This window comes from Candidatus Hydrogenedentota bacterium (genome assembly GCA_013359265.1).
Lineage (GTDB): Bacteria > Hydrogenedentota > Hydrogenedentia > Hydrogenedentales > SLHB01 > JABWCD01.
This window is the reverse complement of sequence record JABWCD010000023.1, coordinates 40,254-55,665: the sequence shown is the minus strand read 5'-3', so window position 1 is coordinate 55,665 and position 15,412 is coordinate 40,254. Positions and strand designations below refer to the sequence as shown.

Sequence of the window (15,412 nt, the reverse complement as noted above, 5' to 3'; positions counted from 1 at the left end):
GAGAGACCATATGGCGTTGGCGAGTTGTCGGTCGTGCAAGAAGCTCTTCGAGAAAGTACGGAAAAGCATCTGCCCGGCGTGTGAGGCCGCGGAAGAGGTCCACTACGAGACGGTCCGCGCATTCCTCGCGGAAAACCCCGGCGTCAACGCCGAGCGGGTTGCCGAGGGGACGGCCGTGCCGATCGAAACGGTGTTGCGCTTCATCCAGGAGGGACGAGTCGAGGCATTCGGTATCGGTTCGACCATACCCTGTGGCCAATGCGGCGAACCGGCCATCAGCCCGACCAAGCGGCTGTGCAAATCCTGCCTTGGAAAACTGGAGGCGCAAATCCAGCAGCAACAGTCCCGCATCAAGCTGCCCGAGAAGCGGGACGTCGACGTGGGCAAAGCGCTGAACACGTTTCGCGTGCCGCTGAAAGGCGGCGGACTACCGGGGACAAGCGCGAGCTAGCCCGCATTTCTCACCGCCCCACGACGCGGTAGTGGAAGTAAAGACCTTCGGTGCGGTGAGAAATGCTCACGAGTTGGCGAGAGGATTTTTCACGCGAACAGCCTGTTTAGACGGGAGACTAAGGAACTTCATGTGACGCAACGGATAGCACACGTTTTGGCTGTTCGCGTGAAAAATCCGGACTAGAGCGTTTCAAGGTCGACTGCACCGCGTGCTCGTGCTCCTGCTTCGTCATCGTACTCGATTTTTTCGAGTATCGAGTGCGAGTACGACCCTCCTTTGCCCTCCAAAGTAGCAGGGCTACGGAGGACGGGTGACGACTCACGCAGGAGCACGAAACTGACAGTGTGCTCAAACTTGAATTGCGCTAGCTGAACAACGCTACTTTACGAAAATTTCGTCCTGGCCTACTTCGCGAATTGGGCCGATTTTTGCGAGCCGTGTCATGTCGATCTTGGACTTGTCGCCCGTGATCGAAATCAGTTTCGGGCGGCCGCTAATCTGCGTCTTGTAGAAATCCATCAAGAGATTAACGTCCGCATTGACGGCGGCTTCGTACCGCGCTTTGCGCGGGTCGGGCTCGAGACCGAGCCGTTCCCACGAGCGCACCGAGTTGAGGACCTCGCGGAACCCCAGGCGTGACGAGGTGAAGCTGTTTAACAACGACGCCCTCGAGATAGCGAATCGGTCTTCCGAGACCGGCATAGCGTCGAACAACTCGACAAACCCTTCGATCGCCTCGGGCGTCTTGTCCGTCTGCGTGCCGATGCCGCCCACCATGTAGTTCTGATCGACCGCGCGCGCGCCGGTTACGTACCGGGCGCCGACGGCGTACGCGAGCGCGCGCGCCTCGCGCAGTTCCTGAAACACGAGGCCCGCCATGCCGCCGCCGAAGTAGTTGTTGAACATGTTTATCGCGGGCACGCGCGCCTCGTTATACGGTTCGCTGGGGAAATCGATCTGCACCTGCGACTGCGCCGTTTCCTTGTCGTAGAAGTAGATCTCGGTTCGTTCCGGCTGCCGCATTTGTTTCACGCGATACGGCGGTACGTCTTTCAGCGCACCGTTAATCGGGTGGTACTTTCGGATCAATTCGATAACCCGCTCGCGCGGCAACGACCCAACATAGGAGACCGCGTGTTTGTATTCGAGCAGGCCTTTCGTCAGGCCGAAGAGTTCTTCCGACGTCAGTTGCTTCACTTGATCGCCGGGCATCATGCGGAGGAACGACGAATCCGGTCCATACCGGTGGAACTGCACGACCGCGGCGGAGATGGTCGCCGGGTCTTTTTTGGCATCTTCACGGCGTTCGATGATGATCTGCTTCAATTGATCGACGGTCTGCTGATCCGTGGAGGGATTGTTGATGACGTCCATCATCAACTCGATCGACTTCTCGAGGTTCTCGTCCAGTCCATCGATCGAAAAACTCGATTCCGAATCGCTCACGCCGAAATTGAAGTTGGTGCCGAGCTTGTACCATTCCTTCTTTAGTTCCTCGGCGGGGTACTTCGATGTGCCGGCGAGATCGATCAGTTCGCGCGCGGCGGCGAGCCGATTGTCGTGGTCCGTCCCGAAATCCACGGCAAAGCTCAGCGCAAAGAGGTCGTTCAGGGGGTTGTGCGTGTAGTAGAACCGGATGCCGCCTGGATCGTCGGTGATCGAATAGTCGCCCGGATCGAGAAAGGCCGGCTGCAGCGGCTCGACCGCCATCGCGAGTACGGTCTTCGCGAATTGCGACTCGCGCCCGGGATCGATCTGCACGAGATCAATCTTCGGCTTCTCGATCTTGGGCACGTCATGCTGACCGTCCACGCGGTGGCCCGCGACGAAATCGCCCTTGAAGTACTTCTTCGCCACGCGCTGAATGTCGCGTTTTGTGAGCTTTGCCATGCGGTCCAACTGCGCGACTGAGCGGTCCCAATCCTGAAACGCGATGTACGATTCGCGCATGCTCGATACGCGCGACTCGTCGGATTCCAGTCCGGCCTTCCGCATCTTCTTGAAGTCGGTGATAATCGCGGGGATCACCCAGTCCTCGAGTTCGCCCGATTTGATGATCTCGATCTGATCGAGCAGCAGCTTCTCGACGTCCTCGAGGGATTGTCCGTCTTTTGGAATCCCGAACAGGAATTGCGCGCCATAGTCGTTCTGCAGATACGGAAACGCGCCTGCGCCGCGCACCTTCTGCTGCTGCACGAGGTTCAAGTCGATCAGGCCCGCGGCGGTGTTCGACAACGCCATATCGAGCAGGCTCAGGGCGTCGGCGTCTTTGTGGTTCAGCGGCGCGGTGCGAAACGCAAGCAGCACATACTCCTCGCCCGGATATTGCACGGTCACACGCTCGATCCCGTCCAGCGGTCTCTCGCGCCACCTCGCGGGTTTGGGCAATTTCTGCGGTTTCCACGCCGAGAAGTGCTCGTCAATGACCGCAATCGCTTCGTCCTTCTTGATGTCGCCGGAAACGCAGATCGCCATGTTGTTCGGCACGTAATAGGTCTCGTAGAACTCCATGATGTTGACGAGCGACGGTTTTTTCAGGTGCTCGACCGTGCCCAACGTCGTCTGCTGACCGTAGGGGTGGACCTTATATAGTTTCTCCGAGACCGCTTCGTGAATGAGGCGGTCCTTGTTGTCCATCGATCGGTTCTTCTCTTCGTACACGATCTCGAGTTCCGGTTGAAACAGCCGGAAGATTGGCGCGGTGAACCGTTCCGTCTCGATGACCGCCCACTGCTCGAAACGGTTCGACGGTAGCTCGACCTTGTACACGGTCTCTTCGGTCGAGGTGTGCGCATTGAGATCGGTCGCACCCATCGCCTTGTACAGGCGGTCGAACTCGTTCGGGATGGCGTACTGCGCCGCCTGCTTCGATTCGTCGTTGATGCGCGCGTAGATGGCCTTGCGCTTCTCCGTGTCGTCCTCGTTGAAGTGCTCCTCGTACAACGCGGTGATTGCATCGAGATGGGCTTTCTCCTTCTCATAGTCGAGCGTGCCCATCTTCTGCGTGCCTTTGAACAACAGGTGTTCGAGGTAGTGCGCGAGACCCGTCGTGTCCGCGGGATCATGCTTGCTCCCCGCGCGCACCACGATCTCCGAGTAGAACCGCGGCTGCTCATGGTTTTCGGTGAGGTAGACCGTCAATCCGTTGTCGAGTTCGTATATCGTCACCGCCATCGGATCGTTCGCGGCGGGCTCATGGACTACCTTATAACCCGCCCACGAGGGAAAAGCACTTAGGAAAAAAAGCAACAGACCAGTGCCGAATCTTCCGCTGATACGAGAAATCATTGAGGTGTCTCCAATGCTGACGAAGTTTGCAGTGAATGCGTTCTCTTGTAGGCTGACACCATTATGAGCGCTGTGATCCATAGAATGGCGCCCGGGAGCATTTCGAATATACCCCACCATAGGAGTGCAATCTTGCGTTCGGAAGATAAGGAATTGCCGAGAACCATAGGAAGTTGGATGAACTTGCCATAGGCTAACTGGCCCCGGATCATTAGGTCCCCTATGCCACCGCCAATGATCAGGATATAGATATGGCCGAGTAGTTGCTTCCAAACAATGAGCGCGAGTGTGGCGACGGCGACGATGACTATTAGATCGCTAAACACGGTGCTTGTTCCCGCCTTTATGCCCAGGACATGCGAGAATACCGAAAACAAAGTTCGGACGCTGCCTAGTATTACGATTACTACCGCTAGCTTACTTTTGGTCATGCTTGCCTCCAAGAGTCCCGCAGGTTTGGCGGACGCCTATTCGGTATGCGCAACCCTGTCCGGGTCCCGCTGAAAAATGAAGAAATGCTGCGACGGCAGGAACTCGAGCAGGTCAACCAACTCGAACCCCGCTTCATTCCACTCTGCGAGAACCTGCCTCACCGACATGCGGTGCTCTTCCTTGATGTGCTTTGCGGTATCGCCCAACAACCGGTATTCGATGAGAGCGACCTTACCGTCCGGCTTCAGGCATTCGAGCATCCGCGCCAACATCGGTTCCGGCTGTTGGAACTCGTGGTAGACGTCCGTCAGCAGAATCCAGTCAATCGCCGCCTTGGGCAACTTCGGATCGTCTTCCGCACCCAGAACGGTCTCGACGTTCGTCACGCCTTCCTTCGCGCAATTGGCTTTAACCATTTCAAGGAATTCGGGCTGGATGTCGTTCGCGTAGACCTTCCCGTTTGGCGCGACCGCCTTCGCCATGCGCCGCGAGAAGTAGCCCGTGCCGCAGCCGATATCCGCGACGATATCGCCCGGCTTTAGGCCCATCGTCCTGATGACCTCGTCCGGCATTTCTTCCTGTTCGCGCTCGGGCCGCTCGAGCCACTCCGCCCCGTGGAAGGTCATCACCGGCGCCGGTTTGCGCGGGGCCGGTTCGTCCGCCCAGACAGCGAAGCAGACCGCAAGCGTCACCGCAACAACGCGGGCGATTGGTTCACGGCAAGAACGCAGCATCATCGCAGCCAGACTCCTCGAAGGGGGACACGCTTTGCCGGATGACTATAGGCCAATCGCCGGCGGCGCGACAACCGCATGACGCAACACGCCGTCGTACGCTCGACTGCCCGTCACCCCGGCTGGGCGAGACGTTTTGGACTGCGCCCCTTGGCGGCGCATTTCGTCCGCGGCAGTCAATGTCGGGTCCATTTCCTTCGTTGCGACCGGAGAGTCGCTCCTACTTATACTCCCGCGTTGTTGCACTCCTTCGACGGGAGGTCGGCCCGCGAATTAAGCCGTGATCGGGTGACGACCGGCGCAGATTGGGCGGGTTTGGTTTGGGACGTGACCGGGAGAGAGGATCACGGTGCGTAACCGCATGCTGCGAAACGACCCGTGTTTAATTGACAAGACAGCAAGAATATTGAATTTGGCAGGCGTGAAGCACAAGGACAAAGCGGAGCTTTTCAAGAGCGCGTTACGAAGTGGAAACTTCGTAACGAGTTGAATAATGACTTTGGCGGGCGTGTAGTGCGAGGACAAAGCGGAGCTTTTCAAGAGCGCGCTACGAAGTGGAAACTTCGTAACGAGTTAAGCCGCAGGCGGCCAGTCGATGGGGTGGTCGGAGGACAAAGCAGAGCTTTACAAGAGTGCGTTACGAGGTGGGAACGTTTCTCGATATTCATCGAACATCGGCAACGGATGTGGCGCCCGGCTACCATGCCGGGCATCTGTGCGACACGTGGCGCTACGTGTCCGCGCCCTCCCACCGCAACAGCACCGCCAATACGTCACTGGCCACTTCGGCCCGCGCGTCGCTCCGGTCCCATCCCTTTGCGAGGAGCCGGTCATACTTCGTGTGGACGTGGCGGACATGCGCCTTTACGGCAAGGTCGATCATGGCGGGGTCAAACTCTTTCGCGGCGGCCGAACGCCCGACCCGTCCGCTGTACTTCTCGCAGGCGTGTTCGGCAATAGTTTCCGCTTCGCCGCGCGGACATCCGGGATACCTCGCTGCGATTTGATCGGCGAACGCCGCCACATACTTGGCGTCCGCTTTCTCGCGCAGGACGGCGGCCCGTTCACGCGCCGCGAGCCGTTGCGCTTCGTCGCCGAGGCACTCCTGTTCCGCGCGCGCCAACGCTTCCGGTTCGACGAGCACGCCTTGGCGTTCATAACGCCCGCGCGACCGGCTGAACCGCACCACCACCGCGGACAGCGGAGAATACTTTCGCGCACGGCGCGTCAGCGCGACGTTCCCGCGCGGCAGATACACCAACCGATCCAGGTCCGCGCAGGCCATGCACAGCGGTTTTTCCTTCTCGATGCGAAGGAACGACCCGCGGTCCAGTTCCTCCCCGCATTCCGAACACTTCGACGGATTCACGATCGAGAAGACGACAAGTTCCGCAGCGCCTTTCGCGGTCTCTTCGGACGGGTCGCCTGTCTTTGCGCGGCTCATCGGGTGAACGCCCTGATTTCCCGCTCGGATCGCTCGATGAAATCCAAGTCCCGCAGCTTCCACCGGCCCACCCACTTACGCTTGTGCGGCTTGCACAACGCGCAACTCCGCCGCTTGTCTTTAAGCCGTTTTCGCATGTCTCAACTCCCACCCGCCCCGGATCGTCCCTCGGGGCGTACAATACTCTCCGAGAAAGATTCTACTCCGTTCGCGTAATCCGCTTGGGGAGCGCGACGCCATTCTATCGAAAGGGGGTACTTGCCATGAAAACCTGTCGCAACTTAGCGCCGTTGGTTCCAATCCTTATACTCGCCATTTTCCTCGTCGTCGCCGCAGGATGCCCGGCGATAGACGACTCCGGGTGCGACTGCATCAATCTCGCGGCGGTCATCGTGGGCACCTGGGAACTCCACCAAGGCGGCACGATCACGTTCTACGCGAACGGCGACTTCGAGACCAGCGAAGGGACGGAAGGGGAATACCGGATCGTGAACCAGTCGGTCCTGCTCGATATTGCGAGCATCGAGGGGGAACTGAACCAGGTCCTGACTTACCTCGGCGAACTCCCGAACGGTAGCCTGCTCTTCTCCCAGGAAACCCCGATGGGGTTCGAGCGCGTATAGCAAGTTTTTTGCGCGAGCACCGTGCGTGCCGTATGTCGTTGCCACTGCCTGGCGCGATTGATAGACTGGCTCCGAGGTCGGGCTGCAATCGGAACCAGAATGGATGAGTATGCCGCACGCGAATACGCTGAAATTTGACGGCACGGATCGGTATTACCTCGATCCGGAGTTGAAAGCCATCGTGAACATGGCGCTGGCGATGGAGAAGCCGTTGCTGCTTACGGGCGAGGCGGGCACGGGCAAGACGCAGCTCGCGCTCGAGGTGGCGCGGGCGCTGGGTCTCGATACCGAAATCCTGCGCGCGAAATCGACCATCAAGGGCGAGGAAGCGTGCTACGTACAGGACACCGTCCTACGGCTGAATGACGCACGGTTCGGCAGCGGCGAGACCGGCCGCGTCGTTGACAACTTTTTCGATTACATCATCTGGGGGCCGATTGGCCGGGCATTCCGAGCGGACAAGAAGGTCGTTCTGTTGCTGGACGAGATCGACAAGACGGAGTCGGACGTTCAGGACAACCTGCTCGATATTCTCGAGGAATGCCAATTCACGATTCGCGAAGTGAACCACACCGTGAGAGCGGACATCCGGCCCGCGATCTTCCTGACGTCGAACGCGAAACGCGAGCTGTCCGACCCGTTTCTGCGGCGGTGCTTTTGCCATCACATTGCGTTTCCATCGCCGGACCAGATGCACGAGATTCTCAAGCTGCACTTTCCGAAGACGAGCGCGAAGCTCATGGAGACGGCGATTGCGGTCTTCTACGAATTGCGCGAGCGTGGCTTCGAGAAACCGCCGGCGACGAGCGAACTCATCAACTGGATCGGAGCGCTCGAGCGCAGCGGTGAAATGCCAAACGCAAAGGAACCGCAACTGATCGGCATACTGCTCAAACGCGCCGGCGATATCGCCATGTACCGCGAAGGCGGCAAAGGCAGGAGATACTTGTAGGACCGGGGACAGCCACAGGCCCTGTCGAGGTTTCGTGATATCGTGTCAGTTGACACAGGCAACCGGTGACAGTCCCCGACGCGCAGTAGTGGAGGCGCCATGATCGTACGGAAACGGCGAGGCAGGTTGTGGGAGTTGGTCCACCGTTTGTGGAAGTTCGTGACGCCCATCTCCGCGAACATCGGTATAGTCCCCTCTCTGGTCGGCGGTGTCGCGCTTATGTTGCTTGGGTTCGTGATTCCGGGACTTTTCTCCGTTTCGATTCCGCTGGCGATTCTTGGTTATTTCATCGGGATCCCCGTGTTTATTTTTGGACTGTTCCTTTTCGCGCGCGGAATCATTTAGATGCGCAACGTGACATCGGATTATTCGACTTCACTATTCGCGGACTTGTTTTACCTTCTGCGCGATTACGGTGTACCGGTGAGTCCAAAGGACCTGATTGACTTGAATCAGGGATTCGATCGTGGGCTGGTGAAAACGCTCGACGATCTGTTCGTCTTGTCGAAGCTGACCTTCGTGCGGCGCAAGGAACATCTTGACGCGTTCGAGCGCGCGTTTTCGTATTACTTCTTCGGCATCGAGATTCCCGCGGTCGCGGAGGGCGATCTCGATTTGCTGCGTACGAAGCCGTTCAAGGACTGGCTCGCGCAACAAATCAAGGACGGCAAACTGCCCGAGCGTGCAATCTACACCATGTCCGCCCAGGAACTCATGGACAAGTTCTGGGAAACGCTGCGCGAGCAAATGGAAGCGCACGAAGGCGGAAGTAAATGGGTGGGACAATACGGGAATTCGCCGTTCGGCAATTCGGGAAACGCGCAGCGCGGGGTTCGTGTCGAAGGCGAATCTCGTAACCGTAGCGCGCTTGCGGTCATCGCGAACCGCCGGTATTTATCGTACGCAGACAAGACGGCCGTGCGCTCGGAAAACATCCGCGAAGCGCTCGAATCGATGAAGCACATGAAGGACGTCGGTCCGCGCGCCGTCCTAAATCTCGACGAGACAATCCGGCGCACGGCCCAAAACGGCGGTGAAATTGACCTCGTGTTCGAGCGTGAGTTGCGCGACCGTATCAGTATCGTGCTCTTGATCGACAACGGCGGCTACTCGATGGACCCGTTCATTCAACTTACACGGCTGCTGTTCAAGAAGATGCACGAGCGCTTCGAGGACATGACGACCTATTATTTTCATAACACGATCTATCAGAACGTGTATACGGATTTCCGGCGGACGAAGAAACTGGGCACGGAGCAACTGCTTCAGCGCAATCCGGATACCCGCATCGTCTTCTTCGGCGACGCAACCATGGCCCCGGAAGAGTTGGAGATGCCCCACGGCTCCCTCTATCACTATGCGCGCGAGGCGCGACCCAGCGCATATTGGCTGCGCCGAATAGCGGAACGGTTCAAACACACGGTCTGGCTCAACCCTATCGCCAAGACGTCGTGGCCGAATGCCTACGGCGGCTACACGCTCAATCGCATTCGTCAAATCTTCCATATGGAGGACATGACACTTGGTGGTATTAAGGGAATGGTCGAGCGGCTCAGCGAATCATAGCGAGCGGGGTATCTTCTGGTTTCGTCGAGCCGAACCCTGGGATACGTCCAGCAACCCAAAAAGTCCTTAACTCACAAGTTATCCACACCACAAGAGACCACAGTTTACGTTTCGGAGCGGGTTATTGGAAAATCCATAAAACATATCGGATCACCCGCTTCTCCTTTATAAAGCATTATATTCATTATATTTACAAATTGGACACGATTAGTGATCCAATCGCCAGGACACCCACAAGTGTACATCTTCCCGTGAAACGATGTTCCATAGGCTCTGGAATAGGGTAACTTATCCACAGGCGGGTTTTGGTGCGTAAACTGGGTAATATCCGGGTATTCTGCGAATAGCTTACCGTATACACCGCACGGCGCATTACAGAACACTACCCCGTCAGATGTGACCAGATAGAGTGGGGATTAAAGGCGGATCGGCATCACCACATTTAGGTACTGGTGGGAGGATTTTTCTTCGTAAGGTTTTATCAAGCCGGGGCTTGAAGCATCTTTTAAGATGAGACACAGTTTTTCGGACTCGATTCGGCGCAATACTTCGAGGACATAGTCTGGGTTAAACGCAATATCGAGGTTACCGCCCTCAAACTCAACTTCGAGTTCTTCTTCATACTCGCCGACCTCGGGCGTTACAACATTCAGCTTCATCACAGAACCATTCACGGTGATGCGCACAGAATTGAACTTGTCGTTAGTCATCGTGCGCGTACGGCGCATAGCTTCCATGAACGTCGAGGTCGCAATAATTCCTTCTTTATCGTGCTTTTTCGGGATCACCATGTCGTAATTCGGGAAATTTCCTTCGATCAACGCGGTCACAAGCCGGAGCGAATCAAACTGGAACGCAGCCTGCGCTTCATCAAGGAACAACTGCACCTCGCCATTGTCAGCCAGTAAACGCTCGAGTTCAGTAATCATCTTGCCGGGAATAATGACTTTGGTATTCGCCCCCTTCGGAATACCTTCTCTTTCTGAGTACAGGCTCATGCGACGGCCATCTGTCGCCACAACAGTCAACTTTCCATCGGCGAGTTCGAAGAGTAGACCCGTAAGATTATAGCGACCCTGATCGGTAGATATCGCGAAACTTGTCTTTTGGAACATCTTCCGAAGCAGCTTCTGTTCGATGGCCAGGGGCTCGATGCCCTCGAACGCGCGAACAGGCGGGAATTCCTCCGCACTCATACTGAACAACTTTGTCTTAATCTTGCCGCATTCGAGATTGATCACGTTATTACCTGCGAGGTCAAGCGTGATCTCGCCCTCCGGTAATTCGGCAAGAATGGACGACAAACGTTGCGACGAGACAGTTAACGAACCCGCTTCTTTCACCGTACAATCGACTGTACACTCGATACTGACTTTGAGATCGGTGGCGGTCAGTTTAAGCTGAGATTCGTCGGCCTCCATCAGGATGTGCGAAAGGATCGGCAGCGCCGACTTTGGCGACACAACGGTCTTCACTTTGTTGACGGCATCGAGCAACTCTTGCCGTGGGATGCTAATCTTCATTCGATCTTCTCCACTACTCGGATTCAGCGCGGTTCTTGGTCAGAATTCTCTATCTATTTTGTATCTAAAACTCGTAGTCTTAATAGTAAGCGTATCGAAAGTGTGGATACGTGCTTTAACGAGTTACCTTTACTCAAGATGTGACGTGAGTGAATCCTGTAAAAACGGTCCAATCTTGCATTACCTTTACACAGTCGGGCGATCCACTGTCTCTTCAACCCTACCATGCGGTTAGTAATTAGCCGGAGAAGCACTCACTATCCACCTCGAAATCATCCGGCTATCCACAGCTTATTAGAAGTAGAAGTGAATGAACGCATCTTTACTTATCCACAGCGCGATCCAGCGCAAGTGCTAACATACAGATGCCGGCTATCCACAGGTTCTACACGAAGTTCTACATATTCAACTTTCACTCGGAAGTGTGCCGCAGTAGATTTCACCACAGTGCACAACTACTTATATTCCAGTTCCTTATCAGACCAGGATTATCCAGTGCTCGGCGGCGATATCGAGTACAAACCTGCGCTAAAACACGGGCGTCACGGCGCTGGACGAAAGAATGGATTGGGCCTGGTGTAGACCGGAAACTGGCTCTTATCCACACCTTATACACAGCAACCGCTGTTCTCGGCGGTTTCCCCGCGCGGCATGCTAACAAAGGGTCAAGGGAAAAGCAAGCATCGATCCCACATGTTGTTCGTGTGAAGAATCCCGCTCAGTCCGATGAAACAACGCAGGTCCCGTCATATTGTCGGGAGAAGAGAACGAGCAATCGTGCGCTCATCTGATATGACAACATTCCTGCGTCCACCCGATTAGCCTTGAGGTACGCGTCATTTACTGCGCGGCCAAGGTCTTGGGCGCGACCACCGAAGATGCGCCAGAAGAACTTACTGTACAGCACATCGCTCTGGACGCCCTTGCACCGCAACGCAATAAGGGCACGCGCCGCGGCAGGGTCAATTCGGATCAGCTCGTTCAAAAGTTGCCGTTGTGCAAAGAGATAGCCCGAGTACCGAGTATAAGGATTGTCACTCAGCGCACACGCCAGGAAACCAAAGAAGTTGGCCTCGTCTTCGCTGGAGACACAACGCTGGTGGGCCTTTTCGTGCGCGATGGTCAGGGGCAGTTGAAAAGGTGGAAGTTCGTAGTTGTAGTTCGCTTCGCCGGTCCAAGGCGAATAGAATCCTGCGACGCCCAACCTGCTCATCAAGCGCGAGGCGAGAACTGCTTTGGCCGGGCCGCGCGTCTGCGCAAATGACGGGTCAAGGTCGAGCAGCCGCGCCGCCCGCGCAAATCCGGTCTCCAAGGCTTCGTCGATTTCTGCCACGGTGGCCTTCAATTCGCTGCGCCCTTCGGCCTCCGGTGTGCCCGTTGCGACGGTGTAGTAATGATTGGTAATGAAGACGAGTTGTGTACACAGGGCGACCAGTTCGTCGCGGTCTTCGCGCGTGCCCATGCGCGGCAGGGCCGCAAGACCTGAGTCATCCCATCCGATGCGTAGTGGCAGGGCCGCGCGGGAATAGTTGAACCCCCAGCACAGGTAAAAGATGGCGACTAGAAAGCCCATGAAACCCGCAGTCCGCGCGGCGCCACAGGCCACGGCGTTGCGCACACCGCGCCGCCGCGCCAGCACCGCATAAACGACCGGAATTGCGGGCGCCAACAGCCACAGTACAACAAACGCGATCAGTAATTCGGCAAAGCTGAACGGGGCCACTCCGGTCAACGTGGAAAGTGCTTGGGATATCCGGGCCCCGATACCGTTTGCGTAGAGTTCCTCGACGCGGTCGGGAATGTACGACATGAGACGCGCCAACGTCGCCATCGCGACGGCGCAGCCTACGCCGGTGGCGGCGAAGCGCCATCGCGGCGTACGCCGGAACGTGACACGGTGGACGCCGCCTTGCGCCGCGAACTCGGCCGAGGCGGCGTTCGGTCTATGCAGTGATACGCTAGCCAACCGGAAACTTCTCGTATGACTCACCGAGGACTCGCCTGCATTGTAGCAGGCCCGGCCCCGCGAATGCGCGGTGGCGCTCCGGGCGACGTCCGTTTTGACCAGTGTAACGGCACACGCGATTCTTCGTACTCGGCACACGCGACATAGGCATTGACATGCGCGATCTTAGCGGTTAGGATACGCATGCTCATCGATGTGGGGGGCGGGCAATTTAGCCTTCCGTGAGCACAACATGTCGCGCAGTTAGTTGCACCCGCGCGCTCGGTCTTCCGCGCGGGTAGTGGGAAGGGGAAACATCCGGGTGACTCGAGTCATTCGTATGCGCGAAAAGCCGGGGCGGCGTGAGAGCGGTGGCTTCACGCTGATGGAAGTTGTTGTATCCCTTGCGGTGATCGCCGTTGCCGCCACCATTGGTATATCCCTGTTCGCGGACAGCTATGCCGTTGGCAACGATGTGCGCGACCGGCGCGCCGCGCAGCGCCTCGCCGAAGAAATCCTCTCCGATATGCGGCGAGACCCCGCATCGTTTGTCTGGCCCGCTGCAACAGACCAATTGCAGCCGGTGACCCGAAAGGACGATTCCGCGCAGTCGATGGCGCCGTCGGTCGGCGCGACGTACGAGGCGGCGAACAGGCGCGTCGAGAGTCAATACAATAAGTTCCGTTGGCATGCGTACGTGAAGGCGGCGCCCGGATCGAAGACGGCCGAGCTTACGGTTGTGGTGTCGTGGATTCGCGGGGGCCGGACGCGGGGTTTCACCCTGACGTCGCTGGCGCCGCTTGACATGGTAAGGCCGGCAGCATGAACCGCACGTCGAGACAGGGCTTTACACTGATCGAGTTGCTTGTCGTCATTGCGATACTTTCGGTCGTGACGACGGTGGGGACGGTGACCCTTGTTAATCTCTGGGCACGTTGGGGCGAACTGAAGACCGTAATCGCTATGGACGCCGCCGCCGAAGACATCTTCGACGAGATGCGCAGTGACTTTTCGTCCGCGGTCGCGTCTACAATAGCGGGCACGGCCCTGCAGGCGACCGGCGGCGAGGAACAAGACCCGAAGTTCTACGGGCATCCGCTGGAGAGCGATCGCTTTACGATTCCGGTCGAAGTGCCCACGCCGAACGGGAAATCGACGATACTCGCGGGATATCAGATCGAGCGCAAAGACGGACAATCGCTCCTGGTGCGTACGGAACAGCAGCTTCGCGCGGGGGTCCAACCGCGCACGCGCACGGTGGCGGAGGGCGTGGCGAAGATGCGAGTCGAGTATGCCGGCAGCGAGGGCGGATGGAAGGACAGTTGGGCCGGCCCGGGCAATCCAAGGGCGGTCCGCGTCAGCGTACTGTTGGTGGAACCGGGCAATCCGCAACGCCAGCAGGTTGCGCGTAAGGCCGTGTTTACGGTGAACGTGCCATGACGCGCCGCGGCGGACATAACCGCGGTTCTGCGCTGGTGTTTGCGCTCGCCATTCTGGGCATCATCGTTACCTTTGGATTTGCGATGTACCGCTTTACGCTCCTCGAGAGCGACGCGCTGGGCGACGACATCGACCGGGACCGCGCGCGGTGGGACGCCGCGAGCGGTGTGGAACACGCGATTGCGGAACTGCAGACGGCGATTGGGTCGGGCCAGGTGGACGCGCTGTTGAAGCCCGAAGGCGTCGCGCCGGTTTCGCTCGGAATCTACCGCCTCGCGAGCACGCTGCCGAATTCCGATGCCTCGTTGATTCCCGACGATCGCTACGAGAGCAGTGCGAGTGTGACCATTAGCGACGAGTGCGCGCGCATGAACGTGAACTTGGCGCCGCCCGCGGTGCTGATCTCGATGCTCAAGATCGACGGCGAGAAGGCGCGGCAGGTGCGCGAGAAATTGCCGCGGCTCGATGGCGCGCCCGCGAGTCCTGAAGAAGGCCGGCGCTGGCTTTCGAGCGTCGATGAGCTTTCGGGGTTGCAGGTGCTTGCGCCGGACACGCTCACGCCGGAGCGCGTGAAGGACTTGACGGTGTTCAGTGCGCTGGACATGCAGAACGCGGCGGGCTACGTGAACTTGAACACGGCGTCGAGCGCCGTGATCGAGGCGGCGCTGGGCGTGACGCCGGAAGTGGCGGCGAAGGTGATCGCGGCGCGGCCGCTGAATTCGCTCGATGCGCTTGTGGCCGCGACGGGCAAGGACCCGAACGGATTCAATTTCAAACCCGCCGCCGACAACCCCAGCGGGCTGCCGCGGGAACTCGCGTTCTCGTCGCGCTGTTTCCGCATCACGAGTACGGCGACGCTTACGCGGAAGGCCACACAGGATACGAACACGGCGACGGTGGAAGCGGTGGTGCAGTTCCCAGAAGGCGCGGCCCCCCGCATAGTGTATTGGAACGAACCTTCCGTAGGGGCGAATACAGGGAAGTAATCAATAACCGCGGCGGGCGCATGCG

General features: G+C 58.0%; 14 protein-coding genes. 8 read left to right on the top strand and 6 right to left on the bottom strand.

The window, feature by feature from the left end; all coding sequences use genetic code 11:
- The first annotated feature begins 10 nt into the window (after positions 1–10).
- Positions 11–451, top strand: coding sequence for a hypothetical protein (locus HUU46_18890; protein ID NUM55712.1), 441 nt, complete (start codon positions 11–13; stop codon positions 449–451).
- Between the two features lie 381 nt (positions 452–832).
- On the opposite strand, the gene HUU46_18885 is transcribed toward HUU46_18890, so the two are convergent.
- From HUU46_18885 to HUU46_18870, 4 genes are all read right to left on the bottom strand, one after another.
- Entirely contained in the window at positions 833–3,742 is a 2,910-nt protein-coding gene (locus HUU46_18885) for an insulinase family protein (GenBank protein NUM55711.1), read from the bottom strand.
- Positions 3,743–4,209: 467 nt separating this feature from the next.
- Positions 4,210–4,908, bottom strand: coding sequence for a class I SAM-dependent methyltransferase (locus HUU46_18880; protein NUM55710.1), 699 nt, complete (start codon positions 4,906–4,908; stop codon positions 4,210–4,212).
- 730 nt (positions 4,909–5,638) lie between these two features.
- Positions 5,639–6,352, bottom strand: coding sequence for a DUF2293 domain-containing protein (locus HUU46_18875; protein NUM55709.1), 714 nt, complete (start codon positions 6,350–6,352; stop codon positions 5,639–5,641).
- On the bottom strand, positions 6,349–6,489 hold the full coding sequence (locus HUU46_18870) for a hypothetical protein (protein ID NUM55708.1): 141 nt from the start codon (positions 6,487–6,489) through the stop codon (positions 6,349–6,351). Before HUU46_18870 ends, HUU46_18875 begins: the two co-directional genes overlap by 4 nt.
- A gap of 126 nt (positions 6,490–6,615) precedes the next feature.
- Between HUU46_18870 and HUU46_18865 the strand changes: the two genes are divergently transcribed.
- The 4 genes from HUU46_18865 (at position 6,616) to HUU46_18850 (ending at position 9,493) form a co-directional block, all read left to right on the top strand.
- The gene (locus HUU46_18865; GenBank protein NUM55707.1) at positions 6,616–6,975 is read left to right on the top strand and encodes a hypothetical protein; all 360 of its coding nucleotides are present in this window, start codon (positions 6,616–6,618) and stop codon (positions 6,973–6,975) included.
- A 109-nt stretch (positions 6,976–7,084) separates the two neighbouring features.
- Complete coding sequence (locus HUU46_18860) at positions 7,085–7,927, top strand: MoxR family ATPase (GenBank protein NUM55706.1); 843 nt, start codon at positions 7,085–7,087, stop codon at positions 7,925–7,927.
- A 99-nt stretch (positions 7,928–8,026) separates the two neighbouring features.
- Positions 8,027–8,272, top strand: coding sequence for a hypothetical protein (locus HUU46_18855; GenBank protein NUM55705.1), 246 nt, complete (start codon positions 8,027–8,029; stop codon positions 8,270–8,272).
- On the top strand, positions 8,273–9,493 hold the full coding sequence (locus HUU46_18850) for a hypothetical protein (GenBank protein NUM55704.1): 1,221 nt from the start codon (positions 8,273–8,275) through the stop codon (positions 9,491–9,493).
- A gap of 416 nt (positions 9,494–9,909) precedes the next feature.
- On the opposite strand, the gene dnaN is transcribed toward HUU46_18850, so the two are convergent.
- Positions 9,910–11,016, bottom strand: coding sequence for a DNA polymerase III subunit beta (gene dnaN / locus HUU46_18845; GenBank protein NUM55703.1), 1,107 nt, complete (start codon positions 11,014–11,016; stop codon positions 9,910–9,912).
- A 718-nt stretch (positions 11,017–11,734) separates the two neighbouring features.
- The gene (locus HUU46_18840; GenBank protein ID NUM55702.1) at positions 11,735–12,982 is read right to left on the bottom strand and encodes a DUF3810 domain-containing protein; all 1,248 of its coding nucleotides are present in this window, start codon (positions 12,980–12,982) and stop codon (positions 11,735–11,737) included.
- A 301-nt stretch (positions 12,983–13,283) separates the two neighbouring features.
- Between HUU46_18840 and HUU46_18835 the strand changes: the two genes are divergently transcribed.
- Genes HUU46_18835 through HUU46_18825 form a run of 3 tightly spaced genes read left to right on the top strand, consistent with a single transcriptional unit; the run spans position 13,284 to position 15,387 of the window.
- Positions 13,284–13,787, top strand: coding sequence for a type II secretion system protein (locus HUU46_18835; protein NUM55701.1), 504 nt, complete (start codon positions 13,284–13,286; stop codon positions 13,785–13,787).
- Positions 13,784–14,401: a prepilin-type N-terminal cleavage/methylation domain-containing protein gene (locus HUU46_18830; GenBank protein ID NUM55700.1), complete on the top strand. Its 618-nt coding sequence runs from the start codon at positions 13,784–13,786 to the stop codon at positions 14,399–14,401. The genes HUU46_18835 and HUU46_18830 overlap by 4 nt, the downstream gene beginning before the upstream one ends.
- On the top strand, positions 14,398–15,387 hold the full coding sequence (locus HUU46_18825; GenBank protein NUM55699.1) for a general secretion pathway protein GspK: 990 nt from the start codon (positions 14,398–14,400) through the stop codon (positions 15,385–15,387). Before HUU46_18830 ends, HUU46_18825 begins: the two co-directional genes overlap by 4 nt.
- The last annotated feature ends 25 nt before the right edge of the window (positions 15,388–15,412 follow it).

Bases quoted from the DNA above. Each gene is read 5' to 3' on its own strand.
- HUU46_18865 (NUM55707.1), top strand. From the start codon at position 6,616: ATGAAAACCTGTCGCAACTTAGCGCCGTTGGTTCCAATCCTTATACTC.
- HUU46_18880 (NUM55710.1), bottom strand. From the start codon at position 4,908: ATGCTGCGTTCTTGCCGTGAACCAATCGCCCGCGTTGTTGCGGTGACG.
- HUU46_18870 (NUM55708.1), bottom strand. From the start codon at position 6,489: ATGCGAAAACGGCTTAAAGACAAGCGGCGGAGTTGCGCGTTGTGCAAG.
- HUU46_18885 (NUM55711.1), bottom strand. From the start codon at position 3,742: ATGATTTCTCGTATCAGCGGAAGATTCGGCACTGGTCTGTTGCTTTTT.
- dnaN (NUM55703.1), bottom strand. From the start codon at position 11,016: ATGAAGATTAGCATCCCACGGCAAGAGTTGCTCGATGCCGTCAACAAA.
- HUU46_18875 (NUM55709.1), bottom strand. From the start codon at position 6,352: ATGAGCCGCGCAAAGACAGGCGACCCGTCCGAAGAGACCGCGAAAGGC.
- HUU46_18890 (NUM55712.1), top strand. From the start codon at position 11: ATGGCGTTGGCGAGTTGTCGGTCGTGCAAGAAGCTCTTCGAGAAAGTA.
- HUU46_18825 (NUM55699.1), top strand. From the start codon at position 14,398: ATGACGCGCCGCGGCGGACATAACCGCGGTTCTGCGCTGGTGTTTGCG.
- HUU46_18855 (NUM55705.1), top strand. From the start codon at position 8,027: ATGATCGTACGGAAACGGCGAGGCAGGTTGTGGGAGTTGGTCCACCGT.
- HUU46_18860 (NUM55706.1), top strand. From the start codon at position 7,085: ATGCCGCACGCGAATACGCTGAAATTTGACGGCACGGATCGGTATTAC.
- HUU46_18830 (NUM55700.1), top strand. From the start codon at position 13,784: ATGAACCGCACGTCGAGACAGGGCTTTACACTGATCGAGTTGCTTGTC.
- HUU46_18850 (NUM55704.1), top strand. From the start codon at position 8,273: ATGCGCAACGTGACATCGGATTATTCGACTTCACTATTCGCGGACTTG.